This is a genomic window from Enterococcus infantis, assembly GCF_049166715.1.
Classification (GTDB): domain Bacteria; phylum Bacillota; class Bacilli; order Lactobacillales; family Enterococcaceae; genus Enterococcus_C; species Enterococcus_C leclercqii.
In genome coordinates, this window is the sequence record NZ_JBMHFB010000001.1 from 160,892 (window position 1) to 185,670 (window position 24,779).

Below are 24,779 nucleotides of genomic sequence, written 5' to 3' on the forward strand. Positions count from 1 at the left end.
GTTGTTTGATTTTTTTGTATTTGCCAATCATCTAACTGCTTTCCGAACATTTTTTGAAAATTTGTAAGATAATTCTTGTTTTTTACAATGACTTTCGGTATACTCGATTTCGTAAATGAAAACGTTTTGTCACCCACCCGATCTTGACTACCGTCTCAATCAGGTGCCTATGATAAAACCAATTTCCTCATAAAAAGGGAATTCAAGCTTAGTTGACCCAGCCGTAAAAAGCGGTAAATAATCAGGAAGGGAGGAAGCAACGATGCAAAAATTCATTAACAAACTGAACGGCTTTAATCTGCATCTACACCTAATTAAATCAGCTTCCTTATCCTTACAACCTGGATGGGTCTTTTCAAACGCTGCACTTTGACCTCAGTGTCTATTCTTACGCTTACTTAAGGTCTCCTTGCATACTGACGCTTGAATGAACTGGTATACTTATGCCTTTTTTCGACTCTACCCACTTGTGGGTGGAGTCTTTTTGGTTTTTCGGAGAGGCGAGGACTGTTGTGGAGATTGTCTGTTTTCAAAATGAAGCTTTTTGAAAACTTGGTGCTTTTGAGTATGGCGGTTGAGAGAAATGGACGCCTGGCTCCTGCAAAACGGGTTTTTCGGAAAGGCGAGGGCTGTTGTGGAGATTGTCTGTTTTCAAAGTGAAGCTTTTTGAAAACTTGATGCTTTTGAGTATGGCGTTAGTCTTACCAGCTTTTCTAACTAAACTGCCGGGTATTGTCATTTATGTATCACAGGAGTTTTCCTGTTAATTTATCGAATCGAGGACTTATTATCATGAAAAATATTTTTGCTTATCTCTGGTCGTATTTTAAACAGCACAAAGGGCGCTACACAGTCGTTGTGACCTTTATGTTGGTGGCCAGCGCCATGTATGTGGCGCCTACCTACCTCATACGACTGTTTATCGATGCTATTTTGCAAGACGACTTCAATCACGGGACACTGCTTTTTTATACTGGCTTGTTCTTGGGTTCCATTCTCGTGGCTTATCTCACTGAATTCGTCTGGAATTATTACTTGTTTATCGGCTCTTATGACATGCAAAGAAAGCTCCGGGGCGAGATGATGGGACACTTTTTGAAAATGAGCCCGCCTTTTTATCATCGCTTCCGCACGGGGGACTTGATGACTCGAGCCAATGATGATGTTCAAGTGATGGGGATGACGATTGGCTACGGCCTGATGGTTTTCTTAAACACTAGTGTCTACTTGGCGTTCATTGTGGGGATGATGGCCGTCACAGTTAGTTGGAAACTGACCTTGATTGCCTTGATTCCCATGCCTTTTCTAGCTTATTTCATCTTCAAATGGGGTTCATTGGTAGATGCCAAATTTACTGAAGCCCAAAACGCCGTCTCTGAAATGAACAGCGAAGTGTTGGAAATCATTGATGGCATTCGCGTGGTGCGAGCATTCGGTTTGGAGTCTGCTACCACTAGTCAATTCAACGAAAAAACCGGGGAAACCTTAGCCAAAAACAACGAAGTCTCTGAAATCGACTCCCGTTTTGGGCCCTTGATTACGATTTTATTGGCCATTAGTTTTGTCATGAGCTTCGGTGCTGGTGCCTTTTTGGTAGCCAAACAAGAGATTACCGTGGGAGCAATGGTTTCCTTTCAAGTCTATTTGGGTATGGTGGTTTGGCCGATGATCTCAGCTGGGGATTTGGTGAATGTGATGCAGCAAGGTGCCGCTTCATGGCGCCGGATCAGTGAAGTTCTTCATACCGGTGACGGCCTCGAAAAAGACGGGCAACATAAACTTGCCACAGTCGATACCTTTCGTTTCCAACAATTCAGTTTTCGCTATCCAGAAAGCTCCCGTCCCGTTCTTAATGCTGTTGATTTAACCATCGCTAAAGGGGATATCATCGGGATTGTAGGCAAGACCGGCAGCGGGAAGACAACGCTCTTGCGACAATTTGGTCATCATTATCCTTATTCAGATCAAGTCCCTTTCATCAACGAGCAGCTTCTGACCGATTATCAGACTGACGACCTGCGGCAAAAGTTTGCTGAAGTGCCTCAAGAACACACACTGTTTTCTCGTACAATTCGCGAAAATCTGTTGTTCGGAGACGCCAATGCAACCGAGGAGCAGCTGTGGCAGGCTTTAGAAACTGCCTGTTTTGCCACTGAAGTTCGGGAAATGAAAGACGGTCTGGAAACTATGGTCGGCGAAAAAGGGGTTTCACTTTCCGGCGGACAGAAACAGCGCTTATCATTGGCCCGGGCCTTCTTACGAAACAGCGAATTTCTGCTGTTAGACGATGCGTTGTCGGCAGTAGATGCCAAAACAGAACAAAGCATCATCGAAAATCTACGAAATCTCGAGCAGTCTCCCACCTTGGTAATCATTACCCACCGTCTGTCTGCCATTACTCAGGCCAATAAAATTATTGTCTTAGAAGACGGCGGCATCATTCAACGGGGCAGACACGCTGAATTGATTACACAGCCTGGTTGGTATCAAGAACAATACCATCATCAACAAATCAAAGGAGGTGGCGTTCATGTTTAAGACGATTCTCCGTCTTTTCAGCTACCTGAAATACCATAAAAGAACCTTCATCTTAGGGACAGTTCTATTAATTACCGCAGCGGCCTTGGAACTTTGCTCGCCGCTTTTAGCAAAACGTTCCCTCGATGATGTTATGACTCCTGCTTTTAAAACTGGCCAATTGAACACCCAACTCTTAGTGATGCTGCTATCCGGATACTTGCTGATCAATCTGATTGGTTCACTGTTTCGCTACATCAGTATCCTTCGCTTGCGGAAAATGGCCAACATGATTGTCAAACAAATGCGGGATGAACTCTTTGATCACATGCATCGTTTGCCAGTGTCTTATTTTGACAGTATTCCAGCGGGAAAAATCGTTGCCCGTATTACGAATGATACTGAGGTCCTGCGCTCCAATTTTTACGTCAATGTCTTGAGTAACATGCTCAGCAATTTGATTTCAATTATCGGCGTCTTCATCGCCATCACCCTCTTAAATCGCTGGTTAGGTCTAGCGTTATTGATTTTGGTGCCAATTCTTTTGATTTGGCAGCGATTTTACACCAAATACGCTACTCGCTATAACTTGGATATCCGAGAATATACCTCCCAGATCAGCGGACAGTTGAATGAATTTGTACAAGGCATGCCCGTAATCCAGGCCTTCCAACGGGAAACGCAGCTGTTAGCTGAATTTAAGGACACTGTTGGAAAATGGCACGATGCCGGCAAGAAATATCTACGTCTTGATTCAGCAGTTGCTTGGGGCTTTGCCAACGTCTTACGAAACGGCACCATTTTGGCGGTGATCTACGCCCTCTCCTCTTTATTTCTAGATGGTCGTATGTCACTATCTGCCGGCTTGCTGTATATTTTTATTGATTATATCAACCGTCTTTTCGACCCCATCGATGGCATGATCCAAATTTTTGCCAATATCCAGCAGTCCCTGGCAGCTGGTACCCGCATCTTTGAATTCGCCGATGAACCAATTGAAAATCAAGAGGGTGTTGAATTAGTCGTCACGGACGGTGCTGTGCGCTTTGAGCAGGTTTCCTTTGGCTATTTGCCGAAGACTCCGGTTCTCCACAAGATTGATTTTGCTGCGGCGGCCGGCGAGACAATTGCTTTAGTGGGGCATACGGGCTCGGGAAAATCCAGTATTTTAAATCTGTTATTCCGCTTTTATGATCCTCAAGCTGGACAAATTGTGATTGATGAGCAGGTAATTGAAGCCTGTAACCGTCACAGTGTCAGACGTCACATGGCTATCGTTTTGCAAGACCCCTATCTTTTTACTGGGACTATTGCCACAAATATCAGCATGGGAGACCCCGCCATCAGTGATGACATGGTGACAGACGCCTTAGAAAAAGTCGGTGCCGGCTATTTGATCGGACGTTATGATCAAGGAATTCATCATCCTGTCGTAGAAAAGGGGAATGAATTTTCTAGCGGCGAGCGTCAATTGATCAGCTTTGCCCGAGCATTGGTATTTGATCCTAAGATTTTAATCTTGGACGAAGCCACTAGTCACGTAGACACTGAAACAGAAGCCATCATTCAAAAAGCGATGCAGGTGTTGCAAAAAGGCCGGACGACCTTCATGATTGCCCATCGTCTGTCTACCATTAAAGAAGCCGATCAAATCCTAGTTTTAGATAAAGGACGTATCGTTGAGCAAGGAAATCACCACTCCCTCTTACAACAGGCTGGCATCTATCAGCAGATGTATCAAATGCAGGCCGAACAGTTGTAATCGGCGGTTTCCAGGAATCGTCGCTGCCTGTTTATGAAGTAAGAAAGTACCCCGCCCAATCGAAAATGCTCCGGCACCAGTTAAACTGTGTGCCGGAGCGTTTTTTGATAATGGACTTTTACAAAACTAGCGGGTATCGCTTACGCCAAATTTGCCACAGATAGAAAGAAGCGAAACCCGCTTCTATTCTTATACGCGAGTTTCAATGAATCCTGTACTTCTCTTCATACAAAAAAGTACCCTGTGAACAGACAACTGCTCACAAGGTACGTATCATTCATCTAACATTCATCCAGTATTCATTTAAATTTTTAGGCAATACCCGCACCGTTTGGCATTCCTTTTGGCGCTTCGACAACTTTCAAATTGCCTTTGTCATCTTCAGCAGAAAGCACCATGCCTTGGCTGACCAAACCACGAATCTTTCGCGGCTTCAAGTTGGCAACGATAACGACTTTCTTGCCAATCAAAGAGGATGGATCTGGATAGTATTCGGCAATGCCGGAAAGAATCTGACGGTCTTGATTGTCACCCGCAGACAACCGCAGTTGCAACAACTTGTCGGCGCCTTTGACTTTCTTACAGTCGATAACTTCGGCTACTCGCAAGTCCAGCTTTTCGAAATCATCGAACTTGATCTCGCCTTTTTCAGAAGTCAAATCGGTGGCCTCTGGATCCCATTTGACAGACTCAGAGGAAATCCCGGCACCTTCTGCCATTTTCTTCTGGATATAAGCAATTTCGGTTTCCATTTCCAAACGTGGGAAGATTGGTGTCCCTTTGGCAACGACTTTGGTACCAGTTGGGAATTCGCCGAAATGCAAGCCCTCCAAGTTCATCGTTTCCGGATCCAAACCTAATTGTTTGAAAATCTTTTTCGGAGTTTCTGTCATAATTGGCTGTAGTAAAATCGCTACGATTCGCAGTGATTCTGCCAAGTGAACCATTACTGAATTCAACTCATCCACTCGGGCTTCGTCTTTTGCCAAAACCCACGGCTCAGTTTCATCAATGTACTTATTGGCCCGGGAAACTAACGCCCAAACTTCGCTTAAGGCAGTAGAAAATTCCATTTTTTCCATTGCTTGGTGATAGCGGCCGACAACATTGGCAGCTGTGGTGGACAGCTCACTGTCAAAAGCAGTCACCTTGGATTTGTAATCTGGTACTAGGCCGTCACAGTACTTATTGATCATAGCAATGGTCCGGTTCAGCAGATTTCCTAAATCATTGGCCAAGTCATAATTCACCCGAGCAACAAAATCTTCCGGTGTGAAAACCCCATCTGAGCCAAAAGGTACAGAACGTAACAAATAGTAACGTAAAGCATCCAAACCATAGCGTTCTGCCAACATCTCCGGATAGACAACGTTACCTTTTGATTTACTCATCTTGCCGTCTTTCATCAACAACCAGCCGTGAGCGAAGACTTTCTTCGGCAAAGGCAGATCCAATGCCATCAGCATGATTGGCCAATAGATCGTATGGAAACGCACGATTTCTTTTCCTACCATGTGGATATCCGCTGGCCAGAATTTTTGGAACAAGCTGTCATCGTCAGAACCATAGCCTAAAGCCGTGATGTAGTTGCTCAAAGCATCAATCCAGACATAGACTACGTGTTTTGGATCAGATTTAACTGGAACTCCCCACTTAAAGGTAGTCCGAGATACCGCCAAATCTTCTAGCCCCGGCTTGATGAAATTATTAACCATTTCATTTTTACGGGATTCAGGTTGAATAAATTCCGGATGCGTTTCATAGTATTCCAGCAAACGATCCGCATATTTACTCATCTTGAAGAAGTAAGATTCTTCTTTCACCAACTCAACTTCGTGGCCACTTGGCGCTTTTCCGCCGATGACTTTGCCCGTTTCGTCCCGATAAACTTCAGCTAGTTGTGTTTCAGTGAAGTATTCCTCATCAGAAACCGAATACCAGCCTTCGTATTCACCTAAATAGATATCCCCTTGGTCTAAAAGCTGTTGAAAAATCTTCTGAACCGCATCGTGATGGTAGTCATCTGTCGTGCGGATAAATTTGTCATAGCTGATGTCCAAAGATTTCCATAGTTTCTGGACATCTGCTGCCATGCGGTCAACATATTCCTTAGGGGCTACCCCAAGCTCTTCCGCTTTTTTCTCGATTTTTTGGCCGTGTTCATCGACACCGGTCAAATAAAAGACGTCAAAACCCATCAAACGTTTGTAGCGAGCCACTGCGTCACAGGCGATTGTCGTATACGCGTTACCGATATGCAGTTTCCCGCTAGGATAGTAGATTGGTGTCGTGATATAAAAAGTTTTCTTTTCAGTCACGTTGATTCCTCCTTGATGATCGTTTGGATCCTTTTTGGCATTCAGCCGGCCTGGCGTATTGCTCAACCGTCAGATTGCGGGATTTCAGATAAGTAAGTTCAGTCTGTCAAGAGAGATTCAGCTTGTCCTATCAGATGATCGGCACCCTGGATTTTCTGTCGAGATTCCCTTCTGACTGGCACTCATTCTTTGCTAGTATACCACAAATCACCTGATGTTTAACTGCTTTTTTACCCGCTGGACCCTTTGCCCATCGCCCTTGGAAACATTAAATGCTATAATAAAAATTCGAGGTCCGCCTTTTAGGCTGTGACCATTCTCTATAAAAGGAAGTGCTGACCCCTGCCAGTTTTTCGGCAGCTGCTTATGGAAAAAAAACACCGCTATTTAATTACAATCATTACCGTATTGACCTTCGTGCATATGGTTTTTTGTACCTTCTACCCGACGCTTTCCGCCTATTTCAATACTCACGATCACTTGCGCAGCTTTTTAACCGCTGTTCAACTGATTCGTGCCGTCTTCTTAACCGGCATTGCCTTTAGCGGCTTTATCGCCATCAAAGACCGTGCCAAAAAGATTGTGCCCTTTTATTTAGTCCTCTTTTTGTTCAACCTGGTGATTCCATTTATTTTTCGTTAGTCGCCTTTCACCGAACACTGCTTGCCAAACATGGTACAATAAATGAGAAATAGGAAAGAACTAGGCCTGGTGCTGCGTGAAGAACAGCCAGTCCATGGGTCTACCATCTGAGAAATGTGGGGGTCTCTCATGAAAGAATTTGCTGATAAAGCAGCCGAAAAACAATATTACGAACAATCTGCCACAGAAGCAGAATTTTTGGACTGGTATCATCGCCAGGATCACCCAGAATACATCAAACCTTCGTTGACTGTTGACATGGTTCTCATGTGTTACAACAAGGAAGAAGATCAATTAAAAACTTTGCTGATTCGTCGTAAAAGTCATCCATATCGCAACTCATGGGCTTTACCGGGTGGATTTGTTGAACAAGGTGAATCCACTGATGACAGTGTTATTCGGGAAACCAAAGAAGAAACCGGCGTCACCATTGGCCAACACAACATCGAACAACTCCACACCTTCAGCACTCCTGATCGGGATCCTCGAGGCTGGGTCGTGACAGTCAGTTATCTGGCTTTTATTGGAGAAGAGCCCCTCATCGCAGGTGACGACGCCAATGAAGTTCGTTGGTTCAATATGGAACGTCGCGGCAATCAGCTGTGCTTGAATTCCGGCGGTGTTGAAATCATTTTGGACTTAAATACTGGGGTTTCCACCGGGCACGACACGTTGGCCTTTGACCATAGCCAGATCATCTTGAAAGCCTTCAAACGCGTGGCGAATAAAATGGAACATGAGCCGTTGGTTTTGCAAGTTCTAGGTGACACCTTTACCATCACCGAAGCCCGCAAAGTATTTGCCAAGTTCTGGGGCGTGGATTTTCGCTCCATTGATCATTCCAATTACAAAAAGGCCATGTTGCAGTACTTTGATGAAATTGGTGAACGGCCATTGGGAATTGGGCGTCCTTCCAAGATTTACCAGCTAAAAAAAGAAGTGCTTACTGGCAGAAGATAAATTGAATAATTCATACGCGTTGACCCTAACTCTGTCCCCCTCTTATAAAGGCACACACGAGTAAATGTGAACTGTAAGGAAAAGACGACTAGCCGCCACTAAAATCAGTGGCACCTAGTCGTCTTTTTCTTATTTCAAATCATAAACCAACAGCATCCCAATTTTTAAGCCTGTGTTCACCCTTGAATAGACTAATGGATTTGCCTTTTGCGCTTAAAAATATGAATTTTGACTCCCTTTTAGTTACTTAAGTTTTCAGCCGGCTTCTGTAAAGGCGAATCGTTACCGGCTTTTTCTTAAGACTGGTAAAATAGCACTAAATGAAAAAGCAGGTGATGAAATGATCGTAACAGAATTCGATCGGGAAGACCCTTCAATGAAAGTCCAATTAGCAGACATGCTAGCGTTGACTTGGCCTCAAACATACGGTGCCAATGCCACCACAGAAGTCGATCATCTGATGAGCAGTGAACGTTTAGCCATCGCTGCTATCGACAATGATGAACTGGTAGGCTTTGTCGGCGCAATTCCGCAATACGGCAACACGGGCTGGGAGATTCATCCACTGGTCGTACGAGACAGCCACCGCAAGCAGCGAATCGGTGCTCGTTTGATGACTTTTATTGAAGATGAGATTGAGACTCGCGGCGGCATCACTGTCTATTTGGGTACCGATGATGAAAAGTCACAGACCAGTCTCAGCCATTTGGATCTGTTTGAAGACCCATTGACTGCGATTTCTAAAATCGAAAATCTCGATCATCATCCTTATGAGTTCTATGAAAAGCAGGGCTATAAAATTGTCGGTGTGATCCCGGATGCCAACGGTTGGAACAAACCCGACATTCTGATGGCTAAACGCATCTTACAGCCGCCATATGATCTGAATAAAAAACAGCCCACAACGGACTGATTGCTAGAAATTGGACTAGCTGCTGGATATTCTTTAAGCAGCTGGTCCTTTTCTTTTTTATGTTAACCTTATCAGCAATTGGTTCTTATTTTTCACAAGAAAAAATCAAGAAGTCACAAATTATTTATTGCAATTTGAATACTCTCTTTTAGCGAATCCAGTCGGCTATTACAGCTATCTTTAGCGATTATCCAGAAACTTCCAAACGATTTACAGCTGTTTTTTTATCAAGAATATCCGAAACCCTCTTGCTTTTTTCATAAACATTCATTAATATTTTATACAACTCTGAAAGTATTTAATTTTCAGATAATTCACTGGAAGCTTTGAGCTGCCAATCAATCAGCATAACGGGGGTGAACCATTTGAAGGTTTTGAAGGCCTATAAATTTCGAATCTATCCGACTTCTGAGCAACGTCAATTTTTTATCGAAACCTTTGGATGCGTTCGTTTTACGTATAACTCCCTGCTAAAAAATCGGGAATATCGTGATCTTCGAGATGATCCTGGCGAGCTGTTAACCCCTGCAAAGCTGAAACAAAAGCATCCTTTTTTGAAAAAAACCGACAGTCTGGCGTTAGCCAATGCCCAACGAAATCTGGATCGAGCCTTTCGCAACTACTATGCCGGTCGTTGCAGTCATCCCAAATTGAAAACCAAAAAGGCGATGTGGCAATCGTACACTACTAACAATCAACAAGGGACAATTCGCATTGAAACCGGCCGCTTGAAGCTACCCAAGGTCAAAACACTGATCCCGCTGCTGTTGCATCGAGAAATCAAGGGTGAAATCAAGTCTGCGACTATTTCTGCCAAAAACCTCGAAGAATTCTATGTTTCCCTTTTATGCGAAGAGCAAGTGGCACACCTACCCAAGACAAGCCGCACAATCAGTATCCGCTTTTGTCCCCAACAATTGGTTTTGGCCGATGCGCCACTCTCTGGTCTTGGCTTTTGTCAAAAGGAGCTGTCCGAAAAACTCCTCAAAGAAGAACGACGCTTGGCAATTCGAGCCCTCAGCGCCCGCCGCCGATTGGTAAAACTAAAGGAAGCCAAAAATTATCAGAAGCAAAAAAATCGCGTCATGGATCTCCAACGCCACAAGCGGGCTCGGCAAAAGGCCTATATGGACGAGCTCTCGTTGACCTTAGTCAAAGATTTTGATGAGATTATTATTTGCTTTGAGCCAAAGCAGTCAGCTGTAGCTTTCAACTGGTCAGATTGGCAAAAGTTCCTGCAAAAGTTAAAATACAAAGCACGTTGGTACGGCAAAACCGTCAATCTCCAAACCCTCAGCAAAAATGCCTGAACTGATAAATCAGCAGTTGCTTATGAACTGGAAGGGACTCCAGGGATCGCCTAGGGTATAGAAAAAATCACAGTATTTTTGTTTCTAGGAATCACTGTCCACTAATTATAACAAACCATTTAAGTAAGCCGCGATCCCCTCGCGGCTTTCCTTGTGTTTTCACCAACTGCCAGCTGCTGCCGGCCCAACAGAAAAACCACTACTCAATACCGATTTTTCAAAAAAATGGAAGGTGACTTAAGTAATTTCCAAGTGCTAAGCAGCAGATGTTTAATCACAATTAATAAAAAGTATACGGGTGAGGAAAATTTGGGACCCTCTTGATGTCTTAGTCCGAAGAGAGAACAATCCCATACGTGTAAAGAGAAGTGAATGAGGCTGACTTTTCTTGATGAAGTCAAGGTGAGTCGGTGTTTGAAATTTTTAGCAATGAAAAGCCGACGATCTTCCAATGATTTTAATGGAAGATCGTCGGCTTTTGAAGGCTCACGTTTGGTATTGTTCGCTTCGTAGGACGGTGACTCAACTATTGTCACAGCCTATGTCAGAGCTGTCATTAGCTGGCCGTTCTTTTTTGCTTTTGTTTTTTTAGTTGCTTGCTGCGGAGTTGACCACAAGCAGCGTCGATGTCAGTACCGTGTTCTTTTCGGATAACACAGTTAATGCCCCGCTTTTTCAAAACATCATAAAACTTCAGGACATCTTCTTTGTCACTACGAGAATATTGGTCATGTTCACTGACGGGGTTGTAAGGAATCAAATTAACATAGGCTAGTTTCTTTTTGTCTTGCAGAAGATCTGCCAACTGTTGCGCGTGTTCAACGCGATCGTTAACCTCGTGAAGCATGATGTACTCAAAGGTGATGCGTCGGTTATTTTTCGACAGATAAAAATCTACCGCCTCCATCAGCGTTTCAATTGGGTAGCTTTTGTTGATGCGCATCATGGAAGAACGCACTTCGTTATTCGGTGCATGAAGGGAGATTGCCAAATTCACCTGTAACCCATTATCGGCAAACTGGCGGATTTTACGGGCCAAGCCACTTGTAGAAACGGTGATATGACGAGCACCAATCGCCAGTCCCTTCGCATCATTGATGATGGTGATAAACTGCATAACATTGTCGTAATTATCGAAAGGCTCCCCGATCCCCATCACGACCACATGAGAAACCCGTTCTTCTTGCCCTCGTTCGTCGAAATAACGTTGTACCAACATGATCTGAGCCGTAATCTCACCGGCAGTCAAATCCCGTTGTTTTCGCAGCAGACCACTAGCACAAAAAGTACAACCGATATTGCAGCCTACTTGAGTCGTCACACAGACAGACATTCCATATTCTTGACGCATTAAAACTGTTTCAATCATCATTTTGTCCGGCAATTCGAACAAATATTTCACAGTGCCGTCTTTGGCTTCTTGCACTACGATTTGCTTCAACGGATTGATAACAAAGTTTTCTGTCAGCTTTTCAATCAGTCCTTTAGAAAGATTGGTCATCTCGCTAAAGCTTTGCACTCGCTTTTCGTATAACCATTCCCAGACCTGGGCAGCCCGAAATTTTTTTTCCTGATGATCGATGAACCATTCCTCCAACTGAGGTTTGGTCATTCCGTAAATAGATGGATTCAAGTCGTTCCCTCGTTTCATATGATTGGCAAAGTATTCTCAGCGGCCTTTGCTCAAGTAAAAACATCGTTCCTACTATAACGGAAATCTTGACGCAGCGCAATCGGGTCTATCGCATCTTAATGATTTCCGAAAATCTCATAAGTCGACACTCCACAGCCATTTTCAATACAAAAAAGTCTCTGCTTGGCACAAGCGCCAAAAGACAGAGACCTTGAAATATCAACTCGCCACCAACGTTTTATAAACCTTACGGAAGTAAAAGCTGCGAGCTATTAGATAATAGACGATTTGAATCACTAAAAAGATGCCCAACACCTGCCAACCTGCAAGCTGCATCTTCATATTGAACATATGGTACATGGCTGTTAAAGCCACGGCCCCATGGCATAACGAAACGATGATTGGCGTAAAGAACAAGATGCCGATCTGTTGATAGATCATCTTTCGCAACTCTTTTTTGGCCAATCCCAGCTTGTGGATCATCTGGAATTTCTCGATATCCTGGTCCATGTCGCTGTACAGACGGAAATATAAAAAAGATCCTGCTGAAACAAAAAAGACGATTCCAATAAAAATACCTACAAATAGAATTGGTGCATACATCCCAATGATTTCATGGCGTGTCGCCGACTTGGCAATCATGCCTCTATTTGCTTTGGTCAATTCATCACCAAGCGTAATCAGTTTTTCCTCAGAAGCATCTGGCGTCAGCCAAATCACCGTCTCATACTGACTGGAATCTGGTACTTTCGTCTCATCTGGGATCACATATAACTGCATCCCCGTTACTAAGGTATGATTGGTGACGGTATCGGTGACCTCGTAAGCAGTGTTGTCGATTGTGACTGCTGACTGCCGATTATTACTGTCAATTCCGCCACCTTCTGTCAAAATCTGAACAGCTTGTAATTTTCCCAGCGAAACAGTCTGTTCCCCAGTAGCTTTGGCCAGGCGATTGAAATCCGCTTCCGTAATAAAGGAATACTCCGCCGTGGTGCCATAACGGTAATCCACCTTTTCATAGGCGATTTTCGCGTTTGTTAACTGGTCATCTATTGCTTTGACCTGTTCCGGCTTGCCGTCAGACAGAGAAAACTCGTAAGGTTTCCGGTCCAAAGAGCCCACCAACATATCCTGAAATCCGTATAAGGTTCCAATAGCCGCAAAAGCTACCGTCGAAATGATAGCGACTAAAAAGAAGGAGCGGGCATTGTCTTTCATACGAAAGGCTAAGTCAGAAAAGACTACCATGTTCGTCTTTTTCCAAAAAATATGTTCTCTTTTTCTAAGACGCTGGATGACGAAGACGCTAAGCTGATCAAAGAGAAACTTCGTCCCCACAATCACCACGAAAACCACTGGGATAAAGACCATGAAAACTGTCGTCCCTTGAGCCCACAATGCTGCGCCATAGCCTCCACCAATCAAAATCAAAGCTGCCACACTGCGCCACAACGATGCTTTAAAAGAACCTTTCCCCAACTCTCCAGCCTTCAAAAGCGATTGAACATTTAGCTTTGGCAGACTGAACTGGATGAAAAAAGAAATCAGTAAGAACAAAACCATAAAGGCCACGGCAGTTATTCCGATTGCCTTCACAGGAAAATAAAAAGCAAATTCAATGCCAATCATCTGCTTAGACAACATCAAGATAAGCTGAGAAAAACCCAGTCCAATCAAAATCCCGCCAATTGTCGCAAAGAAACCAATTACCAGATTCTCGATGAAAACCATCTTACGCAGCTGCAACGGGCTCATTCCTTGAATCATCAACAGTCCAAATTCTTTTTTTCGCGATTGCAAAAAGACCCCCATGGAATACATGACAAAGAAAAAGGCAAACCCGTAAATAATCACTGCTGCCACCATCATCCCCGTTTGGGCTTGCTGGTTGAGACCGTCAGCCAAGATGGGATGAAACGCAAAGACACTGAAAGTAAAGAAGATCATCACCGAAAACATCGTACTTAAAAAATAAGCTAAATAGAGGTGTTTATTGCGTAGTGTATTACGCACTACGAATTGATTAAAATTCATTGTCAACCCCCTCGAGTTGGGCCAACTCTTCCATAATTACGCTATAAAAAGCCTGTTGCCCATGCTCTTGGCGAATTTCTTTAATCAGCTGACCGTCCTTGATAAAGACAATACGCTTGCAATAGCTGGCAGCCAACGGATCATGGGTTACCATCAGAACAGTCGCTTGTCCTTCTTGATTCAACTGAGCCAATAAGCCCATCACATCTTTTGAAGCTTTCGTATCTAGATTTCCCGTAGGCTCATCTGCCAATACTAACTGCGGGTTATGGATCATCGCCCGAGCCACGGCTACCCGTTGCGCCTGACCACCGGAGATTTCAGCAATTCGTTTCGGCAAAAGGTCACTGATTCCCAGCCGTTCAGCTACCAAACGAACGGCTCGCTTCATTACAGCTACTTTTTCACCATCCAATGTTAGTGGCAACACAATGTTTTCTTCCACGGTCAATGTCGGTAGCAGATTGAAGCTTTGGAAAACAAATCCCAGTTCATGTCGGCGAAAAGCGGCAATTTCATCCGGCTTTAAATCATGAGGATTTTGACCATTCAATAAGATTTTCCCACTCGTAGGCTCATCAATGGTGGCCAATAGGTTCAAAAGCGTTGATTTCCCGCTACCAGAAGGCCCCATGATACCGACGAATTCACCGTCATTTACCGTCAAATCAATGCCCTTCAACGCTTCATAACGAACGGTATCCCCGTATACTTTTGTTAGTTTTTCTACTTGCAGCACTATATTCGCTCCTTTTTTGCTATTTCTGCTGTCTTGTGTTTATTAGCCAGCCCACAGCATAAACCATTTTTACATTACAAACTCCAGTTTAGCCAAAAGATTGCAAAAAGAACATTGTTAACCGATAACTTCGCCTAACATTTTTGTTATTCTACAGCAATTTTGCCGTTACTATTCAAAGAAACGCTGCAACACAGGCGATTTCTTCCTGTATCCTTTTTGGAAAAAGTTAAGGAACCTTCAAACATCCATTTGATTAAGTCCATTAGTACAGTGTTTTTTTGGCTAAACTTGCTGCTTCAAAGACAAATATCTCCGCCACTTCCAGCAATTTAAAAAAGAGGCATGAAAACCGGTCTCCCGCCTTCATGCCCTTTAATATATTGACGCCTAAACTTTCAAAAGCCTATTCTTCTGGCAGCTGGTCGCTTTCCTCCGGTAACGGTTCGATTAGTACCTTCCGAGGTTTACTTCCCTCTGATGGTCCGACCACACCATGAGCTTCTAGTTCGTCTACTAAACGGGCCGCTCGATTGTAGCCGATACGAAACCGTCGTTGCAGCAAGGATACACTGGCTGTCTGCATATCAACTACCAGATCTTTGGCCTGATCGAAAAGCTCATCTTCCGGCTCACCATTGCCACTTCCAGATCCAGTTGTCTCTTCATCACTTACCATCATCTTTTCTTCGTAGTGGGCTTCTTGCTGATCTGTTACAAAAGCCACTACTCGCTCTACTTCATGGTCGGAAATAAAGGCCCCTTGTACCCGAATCGGTTTATTTTCACCCATCGGCAGAAACAGCATATCGCCTCGACCCAGGAGCTTTTCGGCCCCGTTCGAATCAATGATTGTCCGAGAATCGACACCGCTGGAAACAGCAAATGCAATCCGTGAGGGCACGTTAGCTTTGATAATCCCAGTGATGACGTCTACACTGGGACGTTGAGTTGCTAAGATCATGTGAATCCCTGCCGCTCGCGCCATTTGAGCTAAGCGGATAATCGCATCTTCAACTTCATTGGAGGCCACCATCATCAGATCCGCCAACTCATCAACAATCACCACAATAAAAGGCAGTGTTGGGTGAATTTCACCGGTTTCCAAGTTCTTCTGATTCACCAACTCATTATAACCGGTGATATTGCGGACACCGGTCGCCGCAAATTTTTCGTAGCGCTCTTCCATCTCCTTGACGACTTTTTGCAGCGCTTGGGCTGCTTTACGGGGATTTGTCACTACCGGGGTCAAAAGGTGCGGAATACCATTGTAGACATTCAGCTCTACCATTTTTGGATCAATCATCATCAGCTTGACTTCGTGGGGTTTGGCCCGCATCAAAATACTGGTAATAATTCCGTTGATGGCGACTGATTTCCCGCTCCCTGTCGAACCGGCTACTAGCAGATGGGGCATTTTAGTTAAATCCGCAGTCTGGACTCGGCCGGAAATGTCTCGGCCAAGAGGCACTTCCAACAGTTTATCCGGATGGTCAGGCTGAGCCTCGATGACTTCTCGGAAGCTCACTGTGGAAACTTGACTGTTGGGTACTTCAATCCCGATCAGCGATTTACCAGGAATTGGTGCTTCCATCCGTACATCTTTAGCTGCCAATGCCAATGCAATATCGTCTGTCAAATTGACAATCTTGGAAACTTTCACCCCGACTGCCGGCTGCACTTCAAATTTGGTAACTGCCGGCCCTAAACTGGCTTTGACGACTTTGGCATCTACGCTGAAACTCTTGAAAGTATTTTCCAAAACGCCGATATTCCGCTCGATTTTTTTGTATTCTCCCGACTGATCTGCTGGTGGGAGCTTATCCAAAAGATCGGCAGTTGGCAATTGATAATCCCGATCCTCGATTTCTTCAGCAATCTCGAATTCCAGATCTTCACCGTCGTCTTCCCCACCGCTTTCCTCACTCCCGCTAGCTGCGGCTTTCATTTTAGCCGCCGTAGCATGACTATCCCCGTTGGTTTTTCCTGCAGCATATGCCTGCTGAGTAAAGTCGTCGATAATCACCGGCAAATCCGTTTGCTGCGGTTCAATAACTGGTGCTGTCGCCTCTTGCTGGGCTTGCGCTAGCTTTTCGCCTTCTGTCATGGGCCGAACCTGGTTGCGCTCATTAGCAGCAATCTGCTGACGGGCAGCTTCTTTTTCTGCCTCGATACGAGCCGTTTTTTCCGCTTGGCGGGCTTCTTTTTTTGCCACTCGGGCAGCTTTCTTCTCTGGATTACCGGCGGTCAGATCGCCAATTTTTTGACCGGTCCGCTGCAGGTGTTCTACAGCTTCACCACCACTGAGCATACTCGCCAGAAACAGACCAAAACCGATCAATAGTGCCGCAATCAGATAACTGCCGATTTGAGAAACCAGAAAATAAGTTCCGCTGTAAAGCAATGCCCCCAGCATGCCGCCGCCGACATTTTCAGCAACTGTCCCGCCACGAATATCCACTAGCAATTGTGACCAGGTCGTTTTGAGAATCCCTGAATCTGCCGTCAATACTTTAGAAAACATCAGCGCCTCAAAAATCAACAGGATTCCCAAGTAGATCATTAAGATACCAAGAATTCGGCGACGATTCTTAAAACGCGCCTGAGTGTTTTTCACCATCAGCCAGATGCCGTATGCTCCCAACCCCACACATAATAATGGGTAAGTATTCCCACCAATGACTCGTAGACAGTTAGCAATCAAAGTCCCAAGAAATCCTAATTTGAACAAACCGAAGCCGGCAAAAAGGACAAACAACAGCCCCACTAGGACTACCGTCAGTTTTTCCTGCTGCTCCAGCTCCTTTTTCGTCTTTTTACGTTGGCTCTTTTTCTGTGCCATAACTCTTCTCCCTCATTTCATCCTTTTCATTATACAAAAAAAACTATGGGAACAAAAGTTTTCCTAAAATAAGAAAATAGATGATTTGCAAAAATGTTACCCGCAAAGAAGAACCCCTCCGCTACACGCTTGACTAACGACTTTCACATCGCTGACATCAGCTCAAGGTTTGATGCAAAACGTTTGACTTTTCTTTTGGAAAAGGTTCTGCTAAAATTCGTGAAAGGATGTGGTGTCCTTTTGCAGTAGCTGCTACTATCATGCGTAAAAAAGCAAGGTTGAGGGGTAAAGAGAATATGAAGGTTTTATTTTTTTTGGCATTTTTTACAGCAATTTGCGTCTATTTGTTTTATTTGCTGACTCGACGTACAATCCGTGAAGTGTACGAAACCTTGGACGATAAAAATGAATTCGTTCGTAAAACCAAGGCATTCTTTGTAGGGATTTTTCGTTTGATTGCTTACTGATTACAGTCGTTCTTGGCACTCTCTGCTGTTCACCTATTTTTTGGTGCTCCATGAACAGGCGCTCATTTGATAATACCAAAGAGCTCCGGTAACAGAAAAAGACCTATGACAGATCACTCTTCTGATCTGTCATAGGTCTTTTTGGGTTCACAATTGTTTGACGTCAAAGAAAAGGTTCACCCTTATCTCAGACGACAAAGCTGATTCCAAGTAATTTCAAAACTATGTATAAAAAAAACAAAAGCAAACATGTTGAACCAATAATGAACACGATAAAGCCTAGCCAAAATCGCCGTTGTTTTCGGAGCATACGCCTTCACCTTCTCTGTCTCTAAATAGACCAATTTCTTATTTAAGGATAACAAAGAAATAACTACTACGCCGAAAATTAGTGTTATTTTATTAAAAAAGTCGGTTAATTAAAATATCCTGCTTCTTCACTTTTTTGAACTGATTCAATTCTAATACTACCAATGCCGCAGCCCCTCAAATCCCCGTCTGACAACACTGTGTATACCAATAAAGTACAAAGGGATGCTTATTTTTCCATAATAATCTTATTAGAAAGTGCCATACCACTTTTTCTTTTTCCAGTATTTTCTGCCTGACACAACCCAGATGTCAGCAAAAATCGAATTTCCTGATTCACTAAACGCAAAAAACCGCTATATCGACTCTGCTAGACTTGTCTTAACAACAAGTCTAGCAGAGTTTCACGATATAGCGGTTTAACTACTTTTTTCCTATAGCCTAAAAGGCTAGCCAACCACGTTTATTAATCCAGCAATTGGGTATTTTTTACCTCTTCGATAGTTTTGGTGCCTGCCAACTGCATAGTAATGGATAACTCTTTATTCAAGTGTTCCAGAACAGAAGTCACCCCTTGCGCCCCACCAAGATTCAATCCGTAGATGATTGGACGGCCGATAGCAACCAAGTCCGCACCACTGGCTAACGCTTTAAAGACATGTTCACCACGACGAACACCAGAGTCAAAAATAACTGGCACTCGTTTGTTGACCACACTTGCAATAGCAGGCAGTACTTCAAATGAAGCCGGCCCACCGTCTAGCTGACGGCCCCCATGATTGGATACCCAGATACCGTCTGCGCCGGCTGCAATCGCTACTTCAGCATCTTCCGGTGATTGAATTCCCTTGACGATAACCGGCAGCTGAGTCAGATCTTTAATTTTTTTGATATCCTCCGGTACCAGACCTTGTTTAGCCGCAGCATAGATTTCAGCGATTCCTTTGCCTTCACCATTACCACTGGCACTTTGTTCACTGTAGGCAGCTAAATTGGGCATTGGCAGTGGGAACTGGAAGTGATTGATTATGTCTTCTTCTCGGTAACCCCCCAGCGTTGAATCAGCAGTCAAAATAATTGCTTTCGCCCCGGCTTTAACCGCTTTTTCCAGAATAAATTCATTAAAGCCGTCATCTTTACTCATATACAATTGGAAAAATTGCGGTGCACCCGGTGCCGCAGCAGCAGCCGCTTCAATCGTGGTATTGGCATATGTGCTGATGGAGAAAATTGACCCGGCAGCAGCAACACCGATGGCCGTATCCGCTTCGCCTTTTTCATGAGCCAAGCCTTGGGCAGCAGAAGGGGCCTGAATAATTGGTGTTTTCAAGTCGATGTCCCACAGCTTAGTAGACAAATCGGCATGATCAATGCCCCGTAACACTCGCGGCATAATTTTCTTTTGGTTAAAAGATGCTGTATTTTCCCGCATCGTCCATTCGTCTTCAGAACCGCCCCGGATATAGCCAAAAGCACCGACTTCCATATCTGCTTTGACTTTTCCTTCTAGTGACGCAATATTTACGATTTCAATTGGATGTTCTTCATTGCTTGCTTGATACATGAGGATTCCTTCTTTCTCGAAACTTACAAAGCCATCTTACACCGCTTATAAAAAGTAAGCAACCAATTGTACTTATGAATGGTTGTCATCCAGTAATCTGCTAATATATTCAGCTTTTCCTTCAATTTTTTTGGGGAATCGGTTTTCCTTTCGTCCACAGTTGCTGCTCAACATCAGCTCTATTTTACTTGGCAATCGCTGTATTCTACAACAAAACCGCCCCCCTTTTAAACATGGGAAGCGGTTAAGGATATTTTTTACTCAACGTTTGATTTCTTTGACGCCACTTTGTAGCAGCTCTTCAATTTCTTGTGCTGAAAATTGATTATGATCCCCATGAACGGTATGTTTCATAGCTGATGCCAAGGCGGCAAATTCAACCGTTTTTTGTGGTTCAAAGTCAGATAAAAAGCCGTGCAAAATCCCAGCTGTATATGCATCTCCGCCTCCCACCCGGTCCACAATGTCGTGAATGTCATAGTTCACCGACTGATATAGGCGGCCATTGACATAAAGATTGCCTTGCAAATAGTTGTGGTTGGCATTGACGACTTCCCGAGTCGTCGAATAAAAAGCTTGAATATTCGGGTAGCGTTTAGCAATTTCTCCATAGTAGTAAGTCAAATCCGCCGCTGCTCGCTCAGGAACTTTGAAGAAGTTCAAGGCGTCCAGCTGTCCTGCAGACAAAATATCAACCAGACCTGCTATTTCGCGAAGGAATTCGCTACAAGCCTCGACTGACCATAATTTGCCGCGGTAATTGACATCCAGTACGACCTTCACACCTCGTGTTTTGGCTTCTTTTGCTAACAACAAAGTCATTTGACGCCAAACAGCAGACAAGGCTGGTGTGATTCCAGAAAGCAGCAGCACTTCAGTTTCTGCAAACAGCGCATCCAACTCCCACTCCAAAGTATCCATCATGGAAAAGCTGGAATACTTGCGATCATAGACGACATTTGACGAGCGCAGACCAACACCATTTTCCAGATAGTAGGTTCCCAGACGTTCGCCACCTTCTAATAAGAAAGAGGTATCGACACCATACTTGTGCAAATGCTGCTTCACTGCCAACCCCAGCGGATTAGCTGGGACCTTGCTAGCAAAGGCAACCTGATGCCCGTAATTAGCCAACGAAATCGCAACATTGGCCTCTCCCCCACCATAATCAGCGGCAAAGGTTGTGCTTTCTGCCATCCGAGCTTCTGCCACAGTGGACAGCCGCAGCATGATTTCTCCCAGTGTGACCACTTTTTTCATCAGGCTAGTTTCCTTCCTTGATTCGTTTAAACTCAGCCATATATGCTTGTGCTGCTTTAGTTACCCCTTCATAATCACCGCTGTCGGCTGGTTTCATCAAATTTCCTCCGACACCAACAGTTACGACACCGGCTTTGAACCATTCCGCCATGTTTTCCAGACTGACGCCACCTGTTGGCATTATATTGACGTGAGGCAGTGGCGCTTTAAAAGCTCCGATGATTGATGAACCATAAGCAGATCCGGGAAACAGTTTCACGATATCCACGCCGGCCTTCATGGCATTTTTGATTTCTGTGATTGTCATGCATCCAGGCAGATAAGGAATCTGGTACAAATTACAGATTTCAGCCGTGTCCTGATCGAAGGTTGGACTGACAATAAACTCTGCTCCAGCCATGATAGCTAAACGAGCTGTCACTGCATCCAATACTGTTCCCGCACCAATAACCACTTCAGGATCTTGGTTTCCTGCTACCATTTCCGCAATCACTTCATCTGCTTTTGGCAATGTAAACGTGATTTCCAGCCCTTTCATTCCCCCAGCTAATAATGCTTTACAAGACTTGAGACCTTGTTCTTTTGAATTTCCCCGGACCACCGGAATAACACCGGCATTTTCCAATTTTGTCAAAATTTCTACACGTTTCATCTTTGATTTCCTCCATTCAAGTGGCCCACACTTGCTGATTGTTACAATGTGCAGCAGTTTCGTCGCTTCTAGTATATCAGCTACCCATTTGCTTTTTCTATAATCAAAAAAATACCCGAACCTAATCTGCTGAAAAAGTGCTGTTTTCCTTATGGACTCGCGACAATCTCCGTCGCAGGGCAGCAGCAGTACAGATAGGGCTCGAGTATTTTTAAAGAAAGGATGTTACTGTCCTGTTACGATCGGTTTTATTAAGGTTGTTTGCCGATATAAGCCAAGATTCCGCCGTCCACGTACAAGATGTGGCCGTTTACGAAATCTGAAGCATCAGAAGCCAAGAAGACTGCCGGACCAGCCAAATCTACCGTGTCACCCCAGCGACCAGCAGGTGTTCTAGACACGATGAACTCGTCGAATGGATGGCGAGAACCATCTGCTTGTTTTTCACGCAATGGGGCAGTTTGCGGCGTAGCGATATAGCCGGGTCCAATGCCGTTACATTGGATATTTGCTTCACCAAATTCAGAACAGATATTTTTCGTCAACATTTTCAGCCCGCCCTTAGCAGCTGCATAACCAGCAACTGTTTCGCGGCCCAATTCACTCATCATTGAACAGATATTGATAATCTTGCCGTGGCCTTTTTTAATCATGCCTGGCAGGACTGCTTTAGAGACGATGAATGGCGCATTCAAGTCAACATCGACAACTTGACGGAAATCAGCAGCCGACATTTCCAGCATTGGGATCCGTTTGATGATACCCGCATTGTTGACCAGAATATCAATCACGCCGACTTCTTTTTCAACTTTGGCTACCAATTCGTTGATGGCATCTTCATCAGTCACGTCAGCAACATAACCATGAGCTTCGATGCCGGCTTCTTTATAGTTTGCCAAGCCACGATCAACAGATTCTTGTTTCAAATCGTTGAAAACGATAGTTGCACCAGCACTTGCCATTGCTTTTGCCAATTCAAATCCGATCCCGTAAGTTGCTCCGGTGATCAACGCTACTTTACCGTCTAAACGGAACATATCCATTGAAAATTCCATAACTCTATCCCTCGCTTATTATTTTTGTGATCATTTGTCCTTTATCTGCAAAATGATTTGGTCGCCTTAATTATTTCAAGTCGCTCATCGGTACCATGTCCATATCGGTATAAGTGATGTTTTCGCCACACATCGCCCAGATGAAGCTGTAGTTTGATGTCCCAACACCAGAATGGATTGACCAGCTTGGTGAGATAACTGCTTGTCCTTCATCAACTACCAGATGTTTGGTTTCGTCCGGTTTGCCCATCATGTGGAAAACACGAGTATCGGGATTCGCAAAATCAAAGTACACATAAGCTTCCATGCGACGTTCATGGGTATGACAAGGCATCGTATTCCATGATGACCCTGGTTCTAAAATCGTGTAACCCATCTGCAGTTGGCAGCTATCACAGACATTTGGATGGATATATTGATAGATTTTACGTTCGTTCAATGACAAGCCTTCCCCAGTTTCCATCGGTTTAACTTGGTCGATTGAGATTTTCACATTTGGGTATTTTTTGTGAGCTGGCACAGAGCTGATATAAAATTTTGCCGGATTGCTGCTATCTTCAGAAGAAAATACCACATGGCGGGTTTCTTTTCCGATATAATAGCCTTCTTGTTTTTTCATCGGTTCTTTTTCGCCGTCGATTTCAATAAAACCAGGGCCACCGATATTGATTACCCCTAATTCGCGGCGTTCCAAGAAATAATCTACGCCTAATTCCGCAGACAACTGAATCTCTAAAGACGTTTCAGTCGGTGTCACACCACCGAAAATCATCCGATCGTTATGGGTATATGTCAAGCTGATCTCACCGGGAACAAAAACCTTTTCCACCAAAAATTCCCGGCGCAACTCTTCTGTCGAATAATGACGAATATCTAACGGGCTGTGGGTGTAGCGGGTTTCCATAGTTTGCATTGTCTCTTCTCCTTTTTGTGCTTCACAACTTTATTTTTCCAAATAAGAAATTTACATTTTCTCATTGGAAATTTCAATTTCATTATACACGGATTTTTATAAAAGGCAAACCTTCTTGAAATTAATTTTTGCTGAGTTGTCCTTCGATGGCTGACTTGGTTTCTAAGATCTGATTAATCATTTTTTGGCGAAAAGCTGGCGTTAGGCGATATTTCGGCACACTAACACTGAAAGCGCCCGCAATTCCTTCTGGTGACATAAGCGTCGCTCCGATACAAAAAATATCTTTTTCCATCTCTTCATCATCATAAGCAACCGCCGTCTGTCGAACTTCGGTCAGCTCTTCTGCTAGTTTCAAAGGGTTAGTAATCGTATTTGCCGTATGAGGGACCAAGGGGGTTTCTTCTAAATATTTCTCATAATCCGCCTCAGAAAATTCTGCCAAGACAGCTTTTCCCATCGCTGACGAATACAGCGGGCGCGTGATTCCGATTTTTGAAGACATGAGGATGGTTTGCCCTTTTGGTTCCAGCTTATTGACATAAAGAATCTCGTCATTCACTAACACACCTAGATGGACGGTTTCATCCACTGTTTCATTCAGATCCTCCAGATAGGGCCGACTAATCTCTACAAGTTCTGTTTGAGCCAGATCATGATTAGCATAACGAATCAATTTTGAGCCGAGTCGATAGGTCTTGGTCACTGTTTTTTCCACATAGCCAATCAAAACCAGCGTATCTAGAATCTTAAGAGCAGTCGATGCTGTCATCCCCGTTCCTTTGGCAACTTCTTGCAAAGTGGAATTGGCATGTTCAGCTAAATAGTCCAGTAAATGAGACGCTTTAATCAGCACCGTCCCATAAGGTTTCTGTTTTTCCATATA

At 44.1% G+C, this 24,779-nt stretch carries 18 protein-coding genes; 7 read left to right on the forward strand and 11 right to left on the reverse strand.

Annotation, left to right across the window (positions count from 1 at the left end; genetic code table 11):
* Nucleotides 1-792 precede the first annotated feature (792 nt).
* Together ACOMA8_RS00720 and ACOMA8_RS00725 are read left to right on the forward strand one after the other, a co-directional pair.
* On the forward strand, nt 793-2,538 hold the full coding sequence (locus tag ACOMA8_RS00720) for an ABC transporter ATP-binding protein (protein WP_421367563.1): 1,746 nt from the start codon (nt 793-795) through the stop codon (nt 2,536-2,538).
* Nucleotides 2,531-4,279 (forward strand): ABC transporter ATP-binding protein, encoded by a 1,749-nt coding sequence (locus ACOMA8_RS00725; RefSeq protein WP_421367565.1) that lies wholly within the window; start codon nt 2,531-2,533, stop codon nt 4,277-4,279. Before ACOMA8_RS00720 ends, ACOMA8_RS00725 begins: the two co-directional genes overlap by 8 nt.
* 311 nt (nt 4,280-4,590) lie before the next feature.
* Here ACOMA8_RS00725 and metG read toward each other — a convergent pair whose 3' ends face one another.
* The gene (gene metG / locus ACOMA8_RS00730; protein ID WP_161899206.1) at nt 4,591-6,597 is read right to left on the reverse strand and encodes a methionine--tRNA ligase; all 2,007 of its coding nucleotides are present in this window, start codon (nt 6,595-6,597) and stop codon (nt 4,591-4,593) included.
* A 366-nt stretch (nt 6,598-6,963) separates the two neighbouring features.
* On the opposite strand from metG, the gene ACOMA8_RS00735 reads away from it, so the two are divergent.
* The 4 genes from ACOMA8_RS00735 to ACOMA8_RS00750 all read left to right on the forward strand — a co-directional run bounded on the left by ACOMA8_RS00735 (nt 6,964) and on the right by ACOMA8_RS00750 (nt 10,422).
* The gene (locus ACOMA8_RS00735) at nt 6,964-7,239 is read left to right on the forward strand and encodes a hypothetical protein (protein ID WP_161899207.1); all 276 of its coding nucleotides are present in this window, start codon (nt 6,964-6,966) and stop codon (nt 7,237-7,239) included.
* Nucleotides 7,240-7,368: 129 nt separating this feature from the next.
* Nucleotides 7,369-8,199, forward strand: a complete 831-nt coding sequence (locus tag ACOMA8_RS00740; RefSeq protein WP_421367567.1) for an NUDIX domain-containing protein — start codon at nt 7,369-7,371, stop codon at nt 8,197-8,199.
* Nucleotides 8,200-8,539: 340 nt separating this feature from the next.
* Nucleotides 8,540-9,112, forward strand: a complete 573-nt coding sequence (gene aac(6') / locus ACOMA8_RS00745) for an aminoglycoside N-acetyltransferase AAC(6')-Ii (protein WP_161899209.1) — start codon at nt 8,540-8,542, stop codon at nt 9,110-9,112.
* 365 nt (nt 9,113-9,477) lie between these two features.
* A complete protein-coding gene (locus ACOMA8_RS00750) occupies nt 9,478-10,422 on the forward strand; it encodes an RNA-guided endonuclease TnpB family protein (RefSeq protein WP_421367571.1) in 945 nt (314 codons plus the stop codon).
* A 556-nt stretch (nt 10,423-10,978) separates the two neighbouring features.
* Here ACOMA8_RS00750 and rlmN read toward each other — a convergent pair.
* The 4 genes from rlmN to ACOMA8_RS00770 all read right to left on the reverse strand — a co-directional run bounded on the left by rlmN (nt 10,979) and on the right by ACOMA8_RS00770 (nt 17,673).
* A complete protein-coding gene (rlmN, locus tag ACOMA8_RS00755; protein ID WP_161899211.1) occupies nt 10,979-12,073 on the reverse strand; it encodes a dual-specificity RNA methyltransferase RlmN in 1,095 nt (364 codons plus the stop codon).
* A 201-nt stretch (nt 12,074-12,274) separates the two neighbouring features.
* The gene (locus ACOMA8_RS00760; protein ID WP_421367574.1) at nt 12,275-14,092 is read right to left on the reverse strand and encodes an ABC transporter permease; all 1,818 of its coding nucleotides are present in this window, start codon (nt 14,090-14,092) and stop codon (nt 12,275-12,277) included.
* The gene (locus ACOMA8_RS00765) at nt 14,082-14,831 is read right to left on the reverse strand and encodes an ABC transporter ATP-binding protein (RefSeq protein ID WP_421367577.1); all 750 of its coding nucleotides are present in this window, start codon (nt 14,829-14,831) and stop codon (nt 14,082-14,084) included. The genes ACOMA8_RS00760 and ACOMA8_RS00765 overlap by 11 nt, the downstream gene beginning before the upstream one ends.
* A 406-nt stretch (nt 14,832-15,237) precedes the next feature.
* The gene (locus tag ACOMA8_RS00770; protein ID WP_421367579.1) at nt 15,238-17,673 is read right to left on the reverse strand and encodes a DNA translocase FtsK; all 2,436 of its coding nucleotides are present in this window, start codon (nt 17,671-17,673) and stop codon (nt 15,238-15,240) included.
* Between the two features lie 296 nt (nt 17,674-17,969).
* Here ACOMA8_RS00770 and ACOMA8_RS00775 point away from each other — a divergent pair, with 296 nt between their 5' ends.
* On the forward strand, nt 17,970-18,140 hold the full coding sequence (locus ACOMA8_RS00775) for a hypothetical protein (RefSeq protein WP_202622172.1): 171 nt from the start codon (nt 17,970-17,972) through the stop codon (nt 18,138-18,140).
* A gap of 775 nt (nt 18,141-18,915) precedes the next feature.
* Here ACOMA8_RS00775 and ACOMA8_RS00780 read toward each other — a convergent pair.
* The 6 genes from ACOMA8_RS00780 to ACOMA8_RS00805 all read right to left on the reverse strand — a co-directional run bounded on the left by ACOMA8_RS00780 (nt 18,916) and on the right by ACOMA8_RS00805 (nt 24,776).
* Entirely contained in the window at nt 18,916-20,013 is a 1,098-nt protein-coding gene (locus tag ACOMA8_RS00780; protein ID WP_421367582.1) for a lactate oxidase, read from the reverse strand.
* A gap of 261 nt (nt 20,014-20,274) precedes the next feature.
* The gene (locus ACOMA8_RS00785) at nt 20,275-21,273 is read right to left on the reverse strand and encodes a PfkB family carbohydrate kinase (RefSeq protein WP_421367585.1); all 999 of its coding nucleotides are present in this window, start codon (nt 21,271-21,273) and stop codon (nt 20,275-20,277) included.
* A gap of 4 nt (nt 21,274-21,277) precedes the next feature.
* Nucleotides 21,278-21,925 (reverse strand): bifunctional 2-keto-4-hydroxyglutarate aldolase/2-keto-3-deoxy-6-phosphogluconate aldolase, encoded by a 648-nt coding sequence (locus tag ACOMA8_RS00790; RefSeq protein WP_161899217.1) that lies wholly within the window; start codon nt 21,923-21,925, stop codon nt 21,278-21,280.
* A gap of 251 nt (nt 21,926-22,176) precedes the next feature.
* Nucleotides 22,177-22,980 (reverse strand): gluconate 5-dehydrogenase, encoded by an 804-nt coding sequence (locus ACOMA8_RS00795; RefSeq protein ID WP_161899218.1) that lies wholly within the window; start codon nt 22,978-22,980, stop codon nt 22,177-22,179.
* 70 nt (nt 22,981-23,050) lie between these two features.
* Entirely contained in the window at nt 23,051-23,893 is an 843-nt protein-coding gene (gene kduI, locus ACOMA8_RS00800) for a 5-dehydro-4-deoxy-D-glucuronate isomerase (RefSeq protein WP_421367590.1), read from the reverse strand.
* A 121-nt stretch (nt 23,894-24,014) separates the two neighbouring features.
* Nucleotides 24,015-24,776 (reverse strand): IclR family transcriptional regulator, encoded by a 762-nt coding sequence (locus ACOMA8_RS00805; RefSeq protein WP_421367593.1) that lies wholly within the window; start codon nt 24,774-24,776, stop codon nt 24,015-24,017.
* Nucleotides 24,777-24,779: the final 3 nt, after the last annotated feature.

What these genes read in the sequence shown, in the direction of transcription:
- kduI (WP_421367590.1), bottom strand. Translation starts at nt 23,893, where the DNA reads ATGCAAACTATGGAAACCCGCTACACCCACAGCCCGTTAGATATTCGT.
- ACOMA8_RS00790 (WP_161899217.1), bottom strand. Translation starts at nt 21,925, where the DNA reads ATGAAACGTGTAGAAATTTTGACAAAATTGGAAAATGCCGGTGTTATT.
- ACOMA8_RS00740 (WP_421367567.1), top strand. Translation starts at nt 7,369, where the DNA reads ATGAAAGAATTTGCTGATAAAGCAGCCGAAAAACAATATTACGAACAA.
- ACOMA8_RS00805 (WP_421367593.1), bottom strand. Translation starts at nt 24,776, where the DNA reads ATGGAAAAACAGAAACCTTATGGGACGGTGCTGATTAAAGCGTCTCAT.
- rlmN (WP_161899211.1), bottom strand. Translation starts at nt 12,073, where the DNA reads ATGAAACGAGGGAACGACTTGAATCCATCTATTTACGGAATGACCAAA.
- ACOMA8_RS00775 (WP_202622172.1), top strand. Translation starts at nt 17,970, where the DNA reads ATGAAGGTTTTATTTTTTTTGGCATTTTTTACAGCAATTTGCGTCTAT.
- ACOMA8_RS00770 (WP_421367579.1), bottom strand. Translation starts at nt 17,673, where the DNA reads ATGGCACAGAAAAAGAGCCAACGTAAAAAGACGAAAAAGGAGCTGGAG.
- ACOMA8_RS00795 (WP_161899218.1), bottom strand. Translation starts at nt 22,980, where the DNA reads ATGGAATTTTCAATGGATATGTTCCGTTTAGACGGTAAAGTAGCGTTG.
- ACOMA8_RS00760 (WP_421367574.1), bottom strand. Translation starts at nt 14,092, where the DNA reads ATGAATTTTAATCAATTCGTAGTGCGTAATACACTACGCAATAAACAC.
- ACOMA8_RS00725 (WP_421367565.1), top strand. Translation starts at nt 2,531, where the DNA reads ATGTTTAAGACGATTCTCCGTCTTTTCAGCTACCTGAAATACCATAAA.
- ACOMA8_RS00720 (WP_421367563.1), top strand. Translation starts at nt 793, where the DNA reads ATGAAAAATATTTTTGCTTATCTCTGGTCGTATTTTAAACAGCACAAA.
- ACOMA8_RS00780 (WP_421367582.1), bottom strand. Translation starts at nt 20,013, where the DNA reads ATGTATCAAGCAAGCAATGAAGAACATCCAATTGAAATCGTAAATATT.
- ACOMA8_RS00785 (WP_421367585.1), bottom strand. Translation starts at nt 21,273, where the DNA reads ATGAAAAAAGTGGTCACACTGGGAGAAATCATGCTGCGGCTGTCCACT.
- ACOMA8_RS00735 (WP_161899207.1), top strand. Translation starts at nt 6,964, where the DNA reads ATGGAAAAAAAACACCGCTATTTAATTACAATCATTACCGTATTGACC.